We start from the raw sequence: 15,078 nt of genomic DNA on the forward strand, positions 1-15,078 counted from the left end.
ATTTTTACGAATTAAAGATGAGCGTTCAAAAAAACGCAGTGATGGCCAAGCGAGCGCAGATGAATGCCGCCACTCAACTGCGCTCATAGCCGGATCAGCGTTGTGCGCGACGCCGATTTTAAAGTGTGCCGGTACATCCGCGGTCACACTGAAAAGAAAAAGACCACCCGTTAAGGTGGTCAACGCGAACCGCCAAGGACGCGCGCAAAGAAAAAGGCCGCCGAAGCGACCTTGAATTCATGCTCTACTATATACGCGCTCAGGCGGCACGGTTTGTAACATTAGACCTGTAATTTTTGCAGTGCGTCTTCTCTTGCACCCTATATATATAGGGTGGTGAGTTCCGAGAAAGTCAGGTTTTTAAGCAGACTTTTTCAATAATTCTGCAAAATTGTCGTTTGCTGCCATGAGTGTGTCGACGGCGCGCAGGAAGGCATGCTTGCCAGCCCTATCGGCATACCTGCCTTTGTAGCCAAGTCGTGTGCCAATATCGGCAAACGTAGCGTTTGATAGTGCCTCTTCCAATATGCGCGCCTCGGCTTCAGGCAACTCTGGTTTTTCGTATTGCTGAACTAATGGTATTGCGCCCCTTGATGAGGTTTGCTTCGAGTTAACCACGCCACCAAGCCATACCGCCCCCTTGGCAATAACTGTAGGGAGTTTTTGGACGGCTGGTAGAACACGCGTGTTCGCATAGGCTGCGGCGAGTACCCTTGCGTTCACCAATGCCCGCGCCATAGCTGCCTCATCTTCGGGGGAATGTGACTCTGCCGGAGGCGTGTTGGGCATTCCGACAGGTGCAGCGCGCACAGCCACCGCCCGATGTTCAACAGGCACGCCACGTAGCTCAAGGTATCCAAGCTTGCGCGGATTGCGCTCTGCATCTGAAGAGGGAAGTTTGACGATGCGCTTTGCTGTCTTGCCACCACGTGGCTTGTTCGCCTCGATCTTAGGTTCGATAGGTCTGCCGCTAGCCGTTGTAGCGTACTGCACAAGCACACCCGCGCGGAATACGAGATCACCAATGACCGCGGTATCACTGCGGGGTTGCTGAAGATATTCATAGGCAACCCATGCGGAAGGTTTGGAGTTCCTTAGGGCGCGCTTGCGTGGAACTGTGTTGGTAGCCCGAGTTCGATACATCTGCGAAACCATATAATCAGCTTCGGGCTTAATGCTGTGCAGGTATTCAATAGACGGATTGGCTGGCGTTTCTCCGTCTACGTCGGTTTCACGTTCGAATGTCTGGTGATTGTCGTTGGATGGCTTACCATATTGGCGCAGGACTGTTCCCGCGTCCGGGTCTAGCTTCAAAAGCCATGTTACGAGGCGCGCGCCTCCGCGATATCTATAAGCTGTCATTGGCGAGTATTCATGTTGGCGGTTCTCCTTCGGTGAAAGCGCACAAACGACACTCGTGAAGATGCGGAGTCGTGGCGCTGTGTATGTCTGGAATTTGGGGTTGGCCTGTTGGCCGGGGTTTCATGCGTCGATGTGACGGGCGGTCTGTGCCGCGGTGATTTGGGAAGGTTCGAGAACCGTCCTGCTCAATTGAGCTAGTATTGCTGGTAGGTATTAGAAGGTCAAACACTAAACAGAGTATCAACACCAATAAAAGTGACTCGCGGCGTCGTGTCAATTGAATGGCATGAATAAGTTATCCCCGACATCCACAAAAGGCACAAGATATGGGGTGCAATCACTGTTTGTTCTCACAACATATTGCAACCGAACTATGATTCATGCGATATAAAAAGGCAGCCAAGAAATGGTTCATGGCTGCCTTCTTATTTCTGGAGTTTCTGCGGTTTCGTGCTGCCGTCTCGACAAAAGAAATCGCGAATCCTTACTGTAGCAAGTCCGGTGTAGCGCTCAGAAGTGTTAAACTCAAGCACAACGGACTTTTGAAATGCAGAATGGTTTGTATAAAGTAGAATTCCATACGCCTCAGGGTGGTATGGGGGCAGGCGTTGTTTTTGCCCAAGACGGAAAAATGTTTGGTGGAGACTCTGGTATCTACTACATCGGCATTTACCGCGCCGAGGGTGGAAGGATGCAAGCGCAGGTCCATATAGACCGTCACAGTGACACTGGCACTCTGTCGGTGTTTGGTAAGGACCGCGTAACTATTGATATTGTCGGTACCTACGATGGTCAGAGCAATATCAATTGCACTGGTACATCTCCTCAAGCGCCCGGCGTTCCATTCACGGCAGAACTTCACATGCTGCCTTCGTAAGCAATACCCGCCCCGGTTTCATCGCCGGGGCGTCTTTGTTCATGCTGCCTGCTTTACAATATCTGGATAAGGCACGAACTCTTTCACACCCTTGCCCTGCTTTACGATTGTCATACGCTTGCCGATTAGTTCACGCTCATCATCAACACCTGTGACACCAACAGCCTTGAGTAGGCACGCAATCCTGCGCTGATCCTCCACTTGCTCTTCCTTGTCATTAGATTTCAGCATCGCAAACCACTCGATAGCAACGTCGTCATCTGTCATCATTTTAATTTCGAGGCACTCTTCTTCAGACTCTGGCTCGACTGGAGATGCCGATGCACCGACTATCGCAACTTCAACAATCTCTTCCTTGGGAGGCAGGAACGACTTCGAGAATCCGATCGTACCAGCAGACATATTTGCAACCTTTACTGGTAGCCCCTTTATTTCCGCAATGTTGAACTTCCAGTCGACGGCCTTGTTAAGAGCTATCCATCCAGGTTGGCCACTGGCTGGCCCGTTGATATCTTGAATAAGCAGCTCGTGTGTGAGGGTTTCTCCTGTTTCAGTATATTCGAGGTCTAGCGTTACCCGATGCACGTCAGACATATATGTACCTTCCTCCCTGACCCCGACAATGTACATTTCGTTGATGCCGTTTTTCACCACTGAGTGAGCATAGGGCTTGTCTTTTGCAGGCCTATCCTTCGCCTTAACAATGGCCCGCTCTTTTGGATCCTCGTAAACATCTGGCAAGTCTTCGTCATAGCGCTCACCCACGAGCCAGTTGGCAGGACTGGGCATCCACCTCTTCTCTACGGGGTTTGCTTCATAGTGTGCTGCCCACAGGCCAGCCGCTTTAATGATGCGTTCGGCAAGTTCTTGGCTGGGGTTCAGCTTGTTCCATGCAGCACGCGCCTTGGGCTTTTGATATTTCCTCGGAAAGCTTTGCCAGAATCTATCGAATGGCATTTTCTTCTCTTCCGGGTCCCGTGTGCCTGCCTGGGCGGGCGCAAGCCCAGCCAAAGGCAAGGCATCATGGGTATCTATGTTCCTACCTACTCGTAACTCGGCCTTGTAGGCCGGTTCCTGTAGGTCGGTTTGGGTATCGCACGCAATACTACTAGAGGCCGTAGTGGTATCGTCAGCAATACTAGCGGTAGTATCGCACGCAATACCACTAGGTGAATCAATGCTAGTAGTATCGTCAGCAATACCACTAGGCTTTTTCGCCGCTAAATCGAAGAGAAGCTTATATTCAGTTGGCCGTGTGCCTTTGCCTTGGCGCTCCACGCTGAAGGGTCCATTCTCTACCAGTCTGCGGGTCGAAGCGATGATGCTAGGTCGGGTAGCTCCTGTAGCCTTTTGAAGAAAACTAAGGCTGGTGCGGCTGTTCCCAAACTTGGAATAGTAGTTGTCGACGATCTCGTAGGCGATCGACTTATCAAGACTGGTCGCCCAATCAGAGCGAACTACAAGACCATACAAATGCCACTGATACTTAAGGGAATCGGGCGCGTGTTTATCGGTGTTCATGGGCTGTACGCTCCGAAAGGGCAGCTACAGCTGCGTCCGTGATCTGACTAGCAATGACTGGATGGAATGACGCGACGTGCTTGCCGCAAGAGTTCGGCGCATGCGTCCGATAGCGTCCGTCAGGGAATTTTTTCAGTAGCAGCCCGAACAAGCGGACGTGCTCATTAAGCTCTAAATCAAAACGCGCTAAAGCGCCCGTGCCCGTTAAGGCGCGGATTGAAAGGATTCTCATTATGTGTCCTGTGTTGTTGGGCTATATTCTTGAAGTGCCTTGATCATCGCGGCACGCCAAGTTCCTAGGTCAACCAGATCAATGACTTGATGTCGGCTACAGGACTCTAAACAGTCCTTCGCTACCATTTCTCAAAAGTGATCTATTTGAACGATAGTGTCGTTATTTGTATTGTTGCGTTCCCAACACGATCATACGCTTGAAAAAGCTGTATAGTGGTGTTGGAGGAGTAGCATATTATCGACAACTTGCCGGAAGTTGATAAGGACCCCGTTGGAACCGCGTTAAAGGATGTGTGGAATAATATTCACGGTTGGGTAGGTCATCGCGTTCCTCATATTCTGAAGCTCATCCGCGAGATACATCTTGAAAACAACGTTCTCGGTGACATCGTCGAAATAGGTGTTCATCACGGTAAACTTTTCTTCCTGATGGCAGCAGCTTCCCGGTCCCACGAAAAATGTATTGCTATCGATCTCTTTGACGATCAGGAAAAAAATCTGGATCACAGCGGCAAAGGATCATTGTCAACCTTCAGCCAGCATATTGAAGATTACTTTCCGCATTTGAAACACCAGATCGTCGCTGTATCCGCAGACAGTATGTCGTTTACCCCCGCAAATATCCGGCAGCGTCTCGAAACCACCGGTGCCAGATTATTTTCGGTGGATGGTGGCCATACGGTGAAGCACGTCATTAACGATATGGCTTTGGCTCAGGAACTGCTCGTTCCTGGCGGTGTTATCCTCCTGGACGACTTTCTTGGGCCTCATTGGCCAAGTGTCTCGGAAGGTTTCTTCGAATATATGCGCATAACCAACCGCCGTCTCGCGCCCTTCCTGATATTTCAAAACAAGCTGTTCCTCACGACCTATTCGGAACATCCACAGATGATGATGCAGTTGAGAAAACTACTTCAACGCGATCTGGTTCTGGAAATAAATACGCCCAAATGGCGGCATGCCGAAATAGGTGAACACAAAGTCCTTTGTTTCGCCTGATCGGTGTCAGTCGATAGCCTTTTTGCTCTCGACCAATTCGATATTGGCTGATCTCTTGCACGTTAACCACAGCGTCAAGCGTTTACCACGTCATCAAATGATAATGTGCAATTGTCGCATAGTGATTTGTCAAGGCGCAATCTGTATAGATTTGTAGGTCTTCAGAAGGCTTATCTACCATCAGCGACGGTAAATTGATGATAATTTACATGTGCTTATGAGATTCTCCCATGAGTTTCAGACGCAACGCAACAACTCTGCAGCTGTCTGCGATGGCGGTTTTTGTAACAGTCACTTTGAAGAGAGTGTTCCTTGGAAAAATGGTTGCTGATTTCAAACTGCAATACATATGGGCTGGCAAACTCCTTAAAGCTCCTCAGTAACGATTTCAGCTTGGACTGTTTCGACGTCTTCGAGCTCATGAAAAATCTGGAGACATACAAAGAAACCATGCCGGGTTATGACAGGGTGATTATTAATCCTGCCATTCAATTCGTGGAATATGACTTCTCCCTTTTGAAAAATGTCAGCAGAATTCCCGGCATTGATTTCGATGCCTACCATCCGGATCTCTGTTACCTTTTCGCTGATGGGCAACGTATCTATGGGCCTACGGCTGGTTATCACTCCATGCTTGTTTTTGCCGCGTTTGAAGCGGGCTATAGTGTCGAAAAGACCCAGCGACTGTTCCGGCGTGAAATATTCGAGCAATGTGGATTTCTTTCGCGCTGGGAGTCGGAGCGCGACCGGCTTATGAATACATTTTCATTCTTCAATCTGGACATATCTGCACCTTTCAGGGCCTGGTCTCGCGGCGAGTCTTTCATGTATGGCCTGGGCCATCCAAAGGCCCGGCCAATTCACGATGTTGCAAGAGTCTTTCTTGAATCGATCGGTATGGAGACAAACAAATCCGATCTGATACCCCATGACACTTTGATCGATGGCATATGCCTTCCCGTCTACCCCGAAATTGCAGAAACATTCGGGTTTCGCGGTTCACGTATGTTCAAGGTTTTGGGCGAGTATAGATTGATGTCGCTGGAACAATTCACGCAAAAAAGTTTCGAAGTCTATTCCCAATGGGCACCGGGTGAAGTCGCCGCCGAGTACTTTTTTGCTGATCGATATAACCGCGTCAAAGATGTCATAGCGGAGGTGGACCAATGACCAACCCCTACGTTGGAATAAAGGATTATCAACTGTGGCGGCGTTCGGTTGCCCGCGTGGAAACGCATCTGTTTGATCCGGTCGAAAACCCTCGATACAAGATCGATAGTGAAATGAAAATCGCAACGGCAGGCAGCTGCTTTGCCCAGCATATCTCCCGCCAGATGCAGCGGATTGGATTTCACTATCTGATAACAGAATCCGGCAAGGAACTGGCCACTCAAGAGCGAACCCGTCGCAATTTTGGTGTGTTCTCCGCCCGTTACGGCAATCTCTATACTGCCCGCCAGCTTTTGCAGCTTTTTGAAGAAGTTTTCGAGGGCAGAATTCCGCTGGAAACAGCCTGGCGCAGGAAGGATGAGAAGTTTGTAGACCCATTCCGGCCATTGATTGAACCGGATGGCCATGAATCGGAAGACGCTGTTCGAGAGGCAAGACGCGAGCATCTCGCTGCCGTCAAGTCCGTATTTCTCGACGCCGATATTTTCGTCTTCACTCTTGGCCTCACGGAAGCGTGGCGATCAAAGTCAGATGGCTCTGTGTTTCCATTGGCGCCCGGTGTCAGCGCCGGTTCTTACGACCCCGAAAAATATGAATTCATCAACTTCAATGTTTCTGACGTTGATAAGGACATGACGCTGTTCCTGGAGAAGCTGAAAGCAGTCAATCCTCGCGTCAAGGTTTTACTCACGGTTTCTCCCGTGCCTCTGGTCGCTACCTATGAGGACCGTAGTGTTCTCGTCTCGACCACTTACAGCAAATCCGTCCTGCGGGTTGTGGCCGAGCAAATGCTGGCTCGCTTTGATTGGGTCGATTATTTTCCATCCTACGAGATCATAACCGGCAGCTATGCAGGCGGGCTGTATTACGAGGATGATTATCGGGAGGTAAATTCAATCGGTGTGGCCCATGCCATGCGCTGCTTTGTCAAAAACTATGTCTCCAGGCCGGTAAATGAGGAGATGGCAGCAACGACTTTGCCGCTTCCTCCAGAACCGCCGCAACGCGGCGTCATCTGCGACGAGCGTGAGATTGAAATGATGCGCCCGTGATCTGGAGCAAGAGAACCTGACATGGAAAATTGGCTACTGGTTTCCAACTGCAATACGTTCGGGCTTGCAAATTCGCTTCGCCTGCTGACGAACGGCGTTAAAATTGACCATGCTGATTATTGGGCATTTCGCAGTAAACTGGATGAATACAAACAGACGCTGACTGAATATACCAAGGTAATCATTCATCCGGATATCAATGGCCTTGCCTATGATTTTTCGGCCTTGGAGAATTTAAGCAAGATACCATCCATCAAGTTCGATGCCTACCATCCTGACCTATGCACGGTCGTCGCGCGCGGGGCTATGCTGGACAGTCCTCTGGGGCCATTCCACTCAATGATTGTTCTTGCCGCATATCAGGCTGGATATGATGTTCAAACAACACAAAGTTTTTTCCGCAGGGATGTGTTTGAGCGATGCGGCTACTTTTCACGATGGGACATGGAGCGCGACCAGCTTCTGAAAACCTTTGCAGATCAAGGCCTTGATATTTCGAGTAAATTCAGAACCTGGTCACGCGGCGATTGCTTCATGTATGGCATCAACCATTCAAAAGCACGCCCTATACATGACATTGCCCAATTATATCTGGAAAAGTGCGGCATCGAGCCGAACGACACCGATCTGGTGCCATCAGATGTCATGACTGCCGGTGCCTGCTATCCTGTCTATCCGGAAATAGCAGAACTGTTTGGTGTCCGGGGCTCGTACATGTTCAAAGTGCCTCAGGAGTATAAGCAAATTACGCTTGGTCAATTCATCGAGCAGAGCTTTCATATCTACTCCAAGTTGGCACCGGACCCATTTCTTCCGGATGTTCATTATACCAATCGTCACGACTTGGTAAAATCGACTTTAGCAGAAGCTCAACACTGATCGGTAAGTAATTCGCAATATGCTGATGGGAAATCTAAAGAATATTTCTTTTGTCTTCATAGGCTGGAGCACAATTCTTTGCTTTGTCTGAAATAAGTTGAATGGATCGAGGGGCACTCCATGCGCGATACAAATGAAGACTGGGAAAAACTGGCACAGGACAATGCCTATTGGGCAGTGCTTACGGAAGATCAGTTCAAATCCAAGAAACTGACGAAAAAACATACAAACGAATTTTTCGCGACCGGCCGCGCTGACATCGCCAATCTGACAACTCTCGTCAAAAGTCTGATCCCCGAATTCAAGGTCCCAACTGAATCGATCATTGATTTTGGTTGCGGTGTCGGGCGCTTGCTGATCCCGCTGGCAGAGCAGGCAAAAAATGCCATCGGCATCGATATTTCGGAAACGATGCGGAATATTGCTCTCAAAAATTGCGCAAGCCGCAAACTCAAGAATGTGAGATGCGTTGAATCTGCTGAGGTTCTTATCAAGGAAGGTGTCAAGGTCGATTGGCTGAATAGCTATATCGTTCTGCAGCACATCGAGCCGCGCCGCGGCTATTTCATCATCAATGACCTGCTTCAATGTGTGAAGAGTGGAGGCGTCGCTTCCCTGCATATTCCATTGTTCAAAACAGCCAACCGCACCGAATATTACAACGACCGGATGATGTATTTCCGCAATGATTATTACAAGAACGAGACTGTATTCATCGATAGAGACAATTACGATCACCCCGATATCCAGATGTATGACTATGACGCAAATACGGTGATGGCGCTCTTCCACAAAAACCAGATGACCGACGTGCATCTGTTGCACGACCGTTCGACGACAGGAATCCATGCTTATTATTTCATAGCGCGGCGAGCTTGAATGACTGATCTTGAGGATATTCTGAATTGTTACAAATTTATCCTCGGTCGCGAAGCGAACATTGAGGAGAAGCGGATAATCTCCGATAATCTGGCTGCTCTATGTGAGATACCGCTTGAACAACATCGGAGGAAGTTCTTCGCTTCCCCCGAATTTCATCAGCGTCATGCTGAAATCACCTTCAACAATTTTGTGCAGAAAAGCGTTGAGCTGCTGTTCGAAACGCAGAACAATTTCAAAATATATCTGGACCTGCGTCAGTACCATATGACGTTTGGCATTTTCAGCGGCGGATATGAGAAGTTTGATATCGACATCATGAAGGCTGTAACCCCTGACGACGGTACGTTCATCGATGTCGGCGGAAATGTTGGCTATTATTCGCTTTCTGTTGCCACAAAGCCCGGATTTACCGGCAAGGTAATTTCCTTCGAACCACTACCGCATTTGTGGAATCTCTTCAGCAAATCAATCGCCAGGAACAACCTCTCCAGAACCATCAAGGTGCACAAACTGGCGCTCGCGGATAAGCCCGGAACGATGGAGCTTAACGCAGCTGAACATACGGTCAATGCCGGCGCAACCAGTCTCGTTGCCGGATCAGCCAATACAAAATCCGAGCGAAGCACCAAAGTGGAAACTCTGGATGCTGTCCTGAAAGAACAACAAATCGACTCGATCAAAGTAGATATTGAAGGGGCGGAAGGCCTGTTTCTTGAAGGCGCAAAAAACACTATTCCGACCTCCAATCCTACCATGCTTATCGAGATAAACCGCGATGTCCTTGCTGTCCTGTCAAGAACGACTCCGGGCTTCCTGTTTGATCGGCTACTGAACTGGAATTATCAGATCTGGGAAGTGCTGGATGGGTCGATCAAGCGATTGCCGGACAAACAGGCAATCGATGCCGCTTTTCCATCCGGCCGTGTTGCCAATATTCTGGCTATACACCCTGACCGCAAGAAAGAGGTCGCCCGGCGTTTGAAATCGCTGTCCGTTTCGCTCTAACTCAAGAAGCTCCATACCTGCGTCGCAGATGCGTGATAAAGTGACTGGCTTCCAGCTTTTCGCCTGTGGCGCGCTCAAGCAATTCAGGCGTTGACCACCGTGAAGCCTCCGACCAGATATGATCACGGCGCCAATCATTGATCTTCGTAAAATTGCCTGCAGAAAGATCGCTATCAGCCTCAGGATAGTCTCTCGTCAGCGCCGCCCATTGCTGGGCTGCCATCATTGCGCCGAGTGTATAGGACGGGAAATAGCCAAAAGCGCCTGCTGGCCAGTGAACATCCTGCATCGGCCCATCGCCCGGAATGTCAATCGTCGAAAGCCCAAGATATTCACGCATTTTCGCATCCCACGCCTCCGGAATATCAGCGGTCTCCAGTTTGCCCGTAATGATGTCTTCTTCGAGTTCGTAACGCAGAATGACGTGCAACGGATATGTTACTTCATCTGCATCAACGCGGATCAGACCGCGGCCGACATGATGTACATGCGGCAGAATATCATCCAGTGACCATGTCTCATCGAGGTGCTTGGCAACAACAGGCAATGCCCATTGCCAGAATGCGGGATTGCGGCCCAGTTGCTTTTCGACAAAAAGACTTTGGCTTTCGTGCATGGCCATTCCGCGCGCTTTACCGAGTGGCCAATGTGACCACGCCTTCGGCAGATTTTGCTCATAAAGCGCGTGCCCCGTTTCGTGTAATACCCCCATGAGCGCCGAGAGAAATTCGGTCGTGTTGTAACGTGTGGTGATACGCACGTCACTTGGTACTCCCCCACAAAATGGGTGATGCGAAACGGACAAGCTTCCATGCGACAAGTCAAAGCCAGTCGCGGCCATCATTGCCAACCCAAGTTCACGCTGTTTTTCGATCGGATAGATGCCGGACAAGGCTTTCAGCGGGCGCTTGGCTGTCCTCTCCTCCTGTACTGCCAAGGCCTCTGGAACGAACCCCTTGAGAAAATTTTTCAACTCGGAAAAAACCGGGCCAACACTGGCAGTTCTTGTACCCGGATCATGTTGCTCAATCATCGCGTCATAGGGTGAGAGCTTCAGAACATCCGCTCGGAGAGCTGCTTCTTCTCGTGCCAGTGCAATAACGCCATCCAGCGCTGGCAGGAAACCTGCCCAGTCGTTCTTGGCGCGCAGATCTCTCCATAACTGCTCAGAGCGCATGCGCGCATTGGTCTGACGCTCAACGAATTCAACAGGCAGGCAAGTCAAATTTGTGTAATGCCGCCTAAATTCACGCACTGCAGCCTGTTGATCCTCTGTGAGACTTTGCGTCTCTGCATCAGCAATCCAATCAGCGATTTCAGGCGCTGTCGCTTGCCGATGATACATCCCGGCAAGCGCCGACATTGCCTCGGCACGTTTCTCCCCGCCTCCAACCGCCATATGGGTTGCCTCGTCGGCTCCAAGGATTGCCAGCGCGTGCTCAAGAGCTTCAAGCTTGCGGCCAAGATCATCAATTTTCTGGAAGGACATTCTGTTTCCTGCGCGACTGATTCAAGACAGGACTGGAGAGGACTCCAATTTTCACCAGAGCGCAAGATTGAACTAATCTGTGCAGCTCTCGAACCAGCCATTGCTTTATCGCTGCCCCCACTTGCCGCTGCACAAATTCCACATTACCTCTGCTGCAAACAGGTGCATGCTGTCGCCGATGCGATGGTGAAAAACAGAGGACGTCGCTATATGCCCCCAATCAAACTGGCAATCGTCGGCGTTGGCAAGATTGCTCGCGACCAGCACCTGCCTTCAATCGAAGGCAATCAGGATTTCAAGCTTGTGGCAGCGGCAAGCCGGAATGGCACGGTGGACGGCATTCCCAATTTCACGACGATGAAGGCCATGTTTGAGGCCATTCCCGACATTGATGCGGTGTCGCTTTGTATGCCACCGCAATTTCGCTACGACGCTGCCTATGAAGCCCTCATCGCGGGCAAACACGTCTTTTTGGAAAAACCTCCGGGTGCCACACTGAGCGAGGTGGCAAGCCTTGCCCAATTGGCGACCGAAAGAGGCGTTTCGCTTTTTGCCAGTTGGCATTCCCGTTATGCCGCAGCTGTTGAAGCCGCCAAATCTTTTCTCGCATCTGCCACCTTGAAGAGTGTCCACATTGTTTGGAAAGAGGACGTGCGTCATTGGCACCCCAATCAGAATTGGATCTGGCAGGCGGGTGGCCTCGGCGTGTTTGATCCAGGCATCAATGCGTTGTCGATACTAACTCATATCATGCCAACGCCCGTATTCATCAGAAGCGCTGCGCTCGAGTTTCCGGAAAATCGGCAGGCGCCGATTGCAGCGGATCTTAAAATGACCAGCGCGACCGGAACTCCAGTTCATGCGGAATTCGACTGGCGTCAGACGGGCAAACAGACATGGGATATTGTTGCAGAAACAACCGGTGGACAGATGGTATTGGTAGATGGCGGTTCCAAGCTTCTGATTGCAGGGAAACCTGTGCCAGTGCCGAAAGAGTCGGAGTACGCAGCGCTCTATAGCCGGTTTGCCAGTCTCGTGCACGAAAAGCGGTCAGACGTCGATATAGCACCACTACGGCATGTTGCAGATGCATTCATGCTTGGTCAGCGGATCGTTGTCGAAGCCTTTAACGATTGAAATTTTAGTTGTAACGCGGCGGGCGTCATTTTGGTGTATAAGCCGCGCCATATTCACTGAATGCATGAAGGTCCTTTATGGAACCCACCGAACAAGAACCGATCGACGAAGATGCAAACTGGGAAGCATTGACAAACTTCGTTGAAGAATCGGGCATCAATATCGATCGCGGACAGCGTTGCCGTTTTGATGCATTGGTCTCATTCCGCAGCGACAGGAATGTTGATGAACAAACGCGTGTCCACATCAGCTTTCGCGACGATGATGTCTCGGCAATTCGTTTCGGTGAAGCAGGTCAGCTTAATCCGGTCTTTGTTCATACGGAATTCCGTATGACTTCCTCGATAATCAAATTTGAGAATAGCGAACTCAAGATCATGGGAACATCCCCCAAGGTTGGACGCTATAAAGTGCGCATACTGCCAAACTAGTCAGTGATTAATCCGGAGACAGAAAGCGCATGAGCCCCACGAAATATCCTGTCAAGGATACCGCCGTCTGGCAAAAGCTTAAACAGGTATCCCTGTTTCGGGCGCTCAAAACCCATTTCCGTCACATGACTACAACCTTGATGAATCTTGGTGAACGACCGGATTCGAAACTTCGGCAATATTCTGGTGTCTTTACACCTCTGGCCCAAAATGATCTTCCGCTGATCTGCATCGTCAGGAACGCCAATAACTACATCAGAGCCTTTCTCAGGCATTATCGCGACCTCGGCGTCACACGATTCATAATCGTTGACGACCGGTCCGATGATGGCACATTGGAAGTACTTGCAGCCGCAAAGGACGTCGATCTTTATGTATCTGACAAGACATATCTCACCACCGCTCTTGGTGCCCATTGGCGTGATGCGTTGCTTGGGATGTACGGCCATGACCATTGGTACGTATCGGTTGATGCTGATGAGTTTCTGGTCTTTCCAGGATCGGAGACACGCAGCATAAATGACTTTATCGGCGACCTGGAATCCAAGGGTTACAATCGATGCCTCGCGATGATGCTCGACACCTATCCTCCAGGCGCGCTGGATGCTGTTCAGTTTCACGATGACGGCAAGAATTCTCCTTTTTCAGTCTCGTCGCATTTTGACGGTGACAGCTATACGATCAAACATGAGCGTTATGGAACGGCGGTTCGCGGCGGGCCACGAAAGCGACTGTTCGACCGCGATATGCGCCAAGTGAAGTTCCCGCTGTTCAATGCTGATAAGGCGACGGACTACCGCCGTGGAAGCATTCACGGGCTCGGCCCTGTCATCCGTAATTTTGTGCCAGTGACGTCTGTTTTGCTGCACTACCGCTTCTCCGCGCACTCGGTAGATGAGTTTCGCAAAACCATTGAAGACTACGGCGAAACCGAGCATGGTGGCGCGCACTACAGTGCTATACTGAATTCATCCGAGTTTTCGGGCAGCTTTTCTCTCGCCTATCACGGCTCCGCCCAGTACAAGGACAGTCAGGATTTGATTGATCGCGGATTCATGATGGATCTGCGCAGTTAGTTTTCGGAGCACACGATGCCATCGCTTGAGATTTTCATAGCTTTTCTTGCAACGACGGCAATCTTTGCATTCATACCCGGACCGGCAATGCTTTATGCTGCTGCACAAACGATAGCCCGCGGTCGCTGGTCAGGTCTGATGGCCTCGCTTGGCATTCACCTTGGCGGATATGTACACGTGATTGCTGCTGCAGCTGGTCTGTCGGTTCTGTTTCACGCTGTGCCAATGCTTTATATGATGGTCAAATTTGCTGGCGCAGTTTACCTGATCTGGCTTGGAATTTCGCTCTTTCGCGCCAAGACGCAAGGCGAGATGAACTCAGTCGGCCTCGAACAGAAGTCCGGCAAACGTGCATTTTTTGAAAGCATCACAGTCGAAGTACTGAACCCGAAAACTGCAATTTTCTTTCTGGCATTCCTGCCCCAGTTCATTGATCCAGCTGCCGCCTTCCCTGTCTGGGTACAATTTGTTCTTCTTGGAACAATAGTGAACATGATGTTTTCGTCCGCTGATCTTTTGTGTGTTTTCCTGGCCGGTGCCGTGCTCAATCGGCTGCAACGCTCAAACCGCGCGCAGAAGCTTATGCAACGCGCTGGCGGCGCCATCCTTGTAGGTCTTGGCACCCATCTCGCTTTGCAAAAAGGCTAAAGAAATGTTGCCCCACTTTGGGTAATAAGACTGCGATTATCGAATGCCAATGGCGGCACGTCATTCAAGCATCTGACAAGAAGTGTGCTCAACCATGGCTCGTCAGCATATCCCTGCTTGGATTTAATCGGGCCGGTCAATCTTATTGACGCAATCATGCGAGCTTCTCGCTCGTTGGCGGCACGCACCCAGCAAGTCTCGCATATTCTTGATGCTTTCCAATGGCTGTGAAGAATGAAATCCTCGGCTGGCTCAAGCCTGAAAAAATGCAAATCCATTTATGAAACTCCCCATTCGGAAATACCAACGGGGAAGC

The 15,078-nt window shown here is 50.2% G+C and carries 15 protein-coding genes; 11 read left to right on the top strand and 4 right to left on the bottom strand.

The window, feature by feature from the left end:
* Window positions 1–360: 360 nt before the first annotated feature.
* Window positions 361–1,362 carry a hypothetical protein gene (locus PMI41_RS10320; RefSeq protein WP_008124451.1) on the bottom strand — a complete coding sequence of 334 codons (1,002 nt, stop codon included), beginning with the start codon at window positions 1,360–1,362 and terminating at the stop codon, window positions 361–363.
* A 547-nt stretch (window positions 1,363–1,909) separates the two neighbouring features.
* Between PMI41_RS10320 and PMI41_RS10325 the strand changes: the two genes are divergently transcribed.
* Entirely contained in the window at window positions 1,910–2,239 is a 330-nt protein-coding gene (locus tag PMI41_RS10325) for a GrlR family regulatory protein (protein ID WP_008124453.1), read from the top strand.
* 39 nt (window positions 2,240–2,278) lie between these two features.
* Here PMI41_RS10325 and PMI41_RS10330 read toward each other — a convergent pair whose 3' ends face one another.
* On the bottom strand, window positions 2,279–3,760 hold the full coding sequence (locus PMI41_RS10330; protein WP_008124454.1) for a hypothetical protein: 1,482 nt from the start codon (window positions 3,758–3,760) through the stop codon (window positions 2,279–2,281).
* 480 nt (window positions 3,761–4,240) lie between these two features.
* Here PMI41_RS10330 and PMI41_RS10335 point away from each other — a divergent pair, with 480 nt between their 5' ends.
* From PMI41_RS10335 to PMI41_RS10360, 6 genes are all read left to right on the top strand, one after another.
* Window positions 4,241–4,993, top strand: coding sequence for a class I SAM-dependent methyltransferase (locus PMI41_RS10335; protein WP_008124458.1), 753 nt, complete (start codon window positions 4,241–4,243; stop codon window positions 4,991–4,993).
* A gap of 324 nt (window positions 4,994–5,317) precedes the next feature.
* Window positions 5,318–6,163, top strand: coding sequence for a WcbI family polysaccharide biosynthesis putative acetyltransferase (locus tag PMI41_RS10340; RefSeq protein WP_008124461.1), 846 nt, complete (start codon window positions 5,318–5,320; stop codon window positions 6,161–6,163).
* Complete coding sequence (locus PMI41_RS10345; RefSeq protein WP_008124462.1) at window positions 6,160–7,215, top strand: GSCFA domain-containing protein; 1,056 nt, start codon at window positions 6,160–6,162, stop codon at window positions 7,213–7,215. Before PMI41_RS10340 ends, PMI41_RS10345 begins: the two co-directional genes overlap by 4 nt.
* A 21-nt stretch (window positions 7,216–7,236) precedes the next feature.
* The gene (locus tag PMI41_RS10350; protein WP_008124463.1) at window positions 7,237–8,094 is read left to right on the top strand and encodes a WcbI family polysaccharide biosynthesis putative acetyltransferase; all 858 of its coding nucleotides are present in this window, start codon (window positions 7,237–7,239) and stop codon (window positions 8,092–8,094) included.
* 120 nt (window positions 8,095–8,214) lie between these two features.
* Window positions 8,215–8,973, top strand: a complete 759-nt coding sequence (locus tag PMI41_RS10355; RefSeq protein WP_008124464.1) for a class I SAM-dependent methyltransferase — start codon at window positions 8,215–8,217, stop codon at window positions 8,971–8,973.
* The gene (locus tag PMI41_RS10360) at window positions 8,974–9,981 is read left to right on the top strand and encodes an FkbM family methyltransferase (protein WP_008124465.1); all 1,008 of its coding nucleotides are present in this window, start codon (window positions 8,974–8,976) and stop codon (window positions 9,979–9,981) included.
* A gap of 1 nt (window position 9,982) precedes the next feature.
* On the opposite strand, the gene PMI41_RS10365 is transcribed toward PMI41_RS10360, so the two are convergent.
* Complete coding sequence (locus PMI41_RS10365; protein WP_008124466.1) at window positions 9,983–11,470, bottom strand: carboxypeptidase M32; 1,488 nt, start codon at window positions 11,468–11,470, stop codon at window positions 9,983–9,985.
* 210 nt (window positions 11,471–11,680) lie between these two features.
* Between PMI41_RS10365 and PMI41_RS10370 the strand changes: the two genes are divergently transcribed.
* The 4 genes from PMI41_RS10370 to PMI41_RS10385 all read left to right on the top strand — a co-directional run bounded on the left by PMI41_RS10370 (window position 11,681) and on the right by PMI41_RS10385 (window position 14,762).
* Window positions 11,681–12,607, top strand: coding sequence for a Gfo/Idh/MocA family oxidoreductase (locus tag PMI41_RS10370; protein ID WP_008124468.1), 927 nt, complete (start codon window positions 11,681–11,683; stop codon window positions 12,605–12,607).
* 77 nt (window positions 12,608–12,684) lie between these two features.
* Window positions 12,685–13,038 carry a hypothetical protein gene (locus tag PMI41_RS10375; protein ID WP_008124470.1) on the top strand — a complete coding sequence of 118 codons (354 nt, stop codon included), beginning with the start codon at window positions 12,685–12,687 and terminating at the stop codon, window positions 13,036–13,038.
* A gap of 29 nt (window positions 13,039–13,067) precedes the next feature.
* Window positions 13,068–14,114, top strand: a complete 1,047-nt coding sequence (locus PMI41_RS10380; protein WP_008124471.1) for a glycosyltransferase family 2 protein — start codon at window positions 13,068–13,070, stop codon at window positions 14,112–14,114.
* A 15-nt stretch (window positions 14,115–14,129) separates the two neighbouring features.
* On the top strand, window positions 14,130–14,762 hold the full coding sequence (locus PMI41_RS10385) for a LysE family translocator (protein WP_008124472.1): 633 nt from the start codon (window positions 14,130–14,132) through the stop codon (window positions 14,760–14,762).
* Here the strand turns inward: PMI41_RS10385 and PMI41_RS10390 are convergent.
* Window positions 14,759–15,040 (bottom strand): hypothetical protein, encoded by a 282-nt coding sequence (locus PMI41_RS10390; RefSeq protein WP_008124473.1) that lies wholly within the window; start codon window positions 15,038–15,040, stop codon window positions 14,759–14,761. The two genes, PMI41_RS10385 and PMI41_RS10390, sit on opposite strands and share 4 nt — an antisense overlap.
* Window positions 15,041–15,078: the final 38 nt, after the last annotated feature.

This window comes from Phyllobacterium sp. YR531 (assembly GCF_000282595.1).
GTDB lineage: Bacteria > Pseudomonadota > Alphaproteobacteria > Rhizobiales > Rhizobiaceae > Phyllobacterium.

Excerpts from the sequence above, each read along its gene's own strand:
- PMI41_RS10375 (WP_008124470.1), top strand. The coding sequence starts at position 12,685 with ATGGAACCCACCGAACAAGAACCGATCGACGAAGATGCAAACTGGGAA.
- PMI41_RS10360 (WP_008124465.1), top strand. The coding sequence starts at position 8,974 with ATGACTGATCTTGAGGATATTCTGAATTGTTACAAATTTATCCTCGGT.
- PMI41_RS10325 (WP_008124453.1), top strand. The coding sequence starts at position 1,910 with ATGCAGAATGGTTTGTATAAAGTAGAATTCCATACGCCTCAGGGTGGT.
- PMI41_RS10390 (WP_008124473.1), bottom strand. The coding sequence starts at position 15,040 with ATGGATTTGCATTTTTTCAGGCTTGAGCCAGCCGAGGATTTCATTCTT.
- PMI41_RS10385 (WP_008124472.1), top strand. The coding sequence starts at position 14,130 with ATGCCATCGCTTGAGATTTTCATAGCTTTTCTTGCAACGACGGCAATC.
- PMI41_RS10345 (WP_008124462.1), top strand. The coding sequence starts at position 6,160 with ATGACCAACCCCTACGTTGGAATAAAGGATTATCAACTGTGGCGGCGT.
- PMI41_RS10380 (WP_008124471.1), top strand. The coding sequence starts at position 13,068 with ATGAGCCCCACGAAATATCCTGTCAAGGATACCGCCGTCTGGCAAAAG.
- PMI41_RS10365 (WP_008124466.1), bottom strand. The coding sequence starts at position 11,470 with ATGTCCTTCCAGAAAATTGATGATCTTGGCCGCAAGCTTGAAGCTCTT.
- PMI41_RS10355 (WP_008124464.1), top strand. The coding sequence starts at position 8,215 with ATGCGCGATACAAATGAAGACTGGGAAAAACTGGCACAGGACAATGCC.
- PMI41_RS10330 (WP_008124454.1), bottom strand. The coding sequence starts at position 3,760 with ATGAACACCGATAAACACGCGCCCGATTCCCTTAAGTATCAGTGGCAT.
- PMI41_RS10320 (WP_008124451.1), bottom strand. The coding sequence starts at position 1,362 with ATGACAGCTTATAGATATCGCGGAGGCGCGCGCCTCGTAACATGGCTT.
- PMI41_RS10370 (WP_008124468.1), top strand. The coding sequence starts at position 11,681 with ATGCCCCCAATCAAACTGGCAATCGTCGGCGTTGGCAAGATTGCTCGC.
- PMI41_RS10350 (WP_008124463.1), top strand. The coding sequence starts at position 7,237 with ATGGAAAATTGGCTACTGGTTTCCAACTGCAATACGTTCGGGCTTGCA.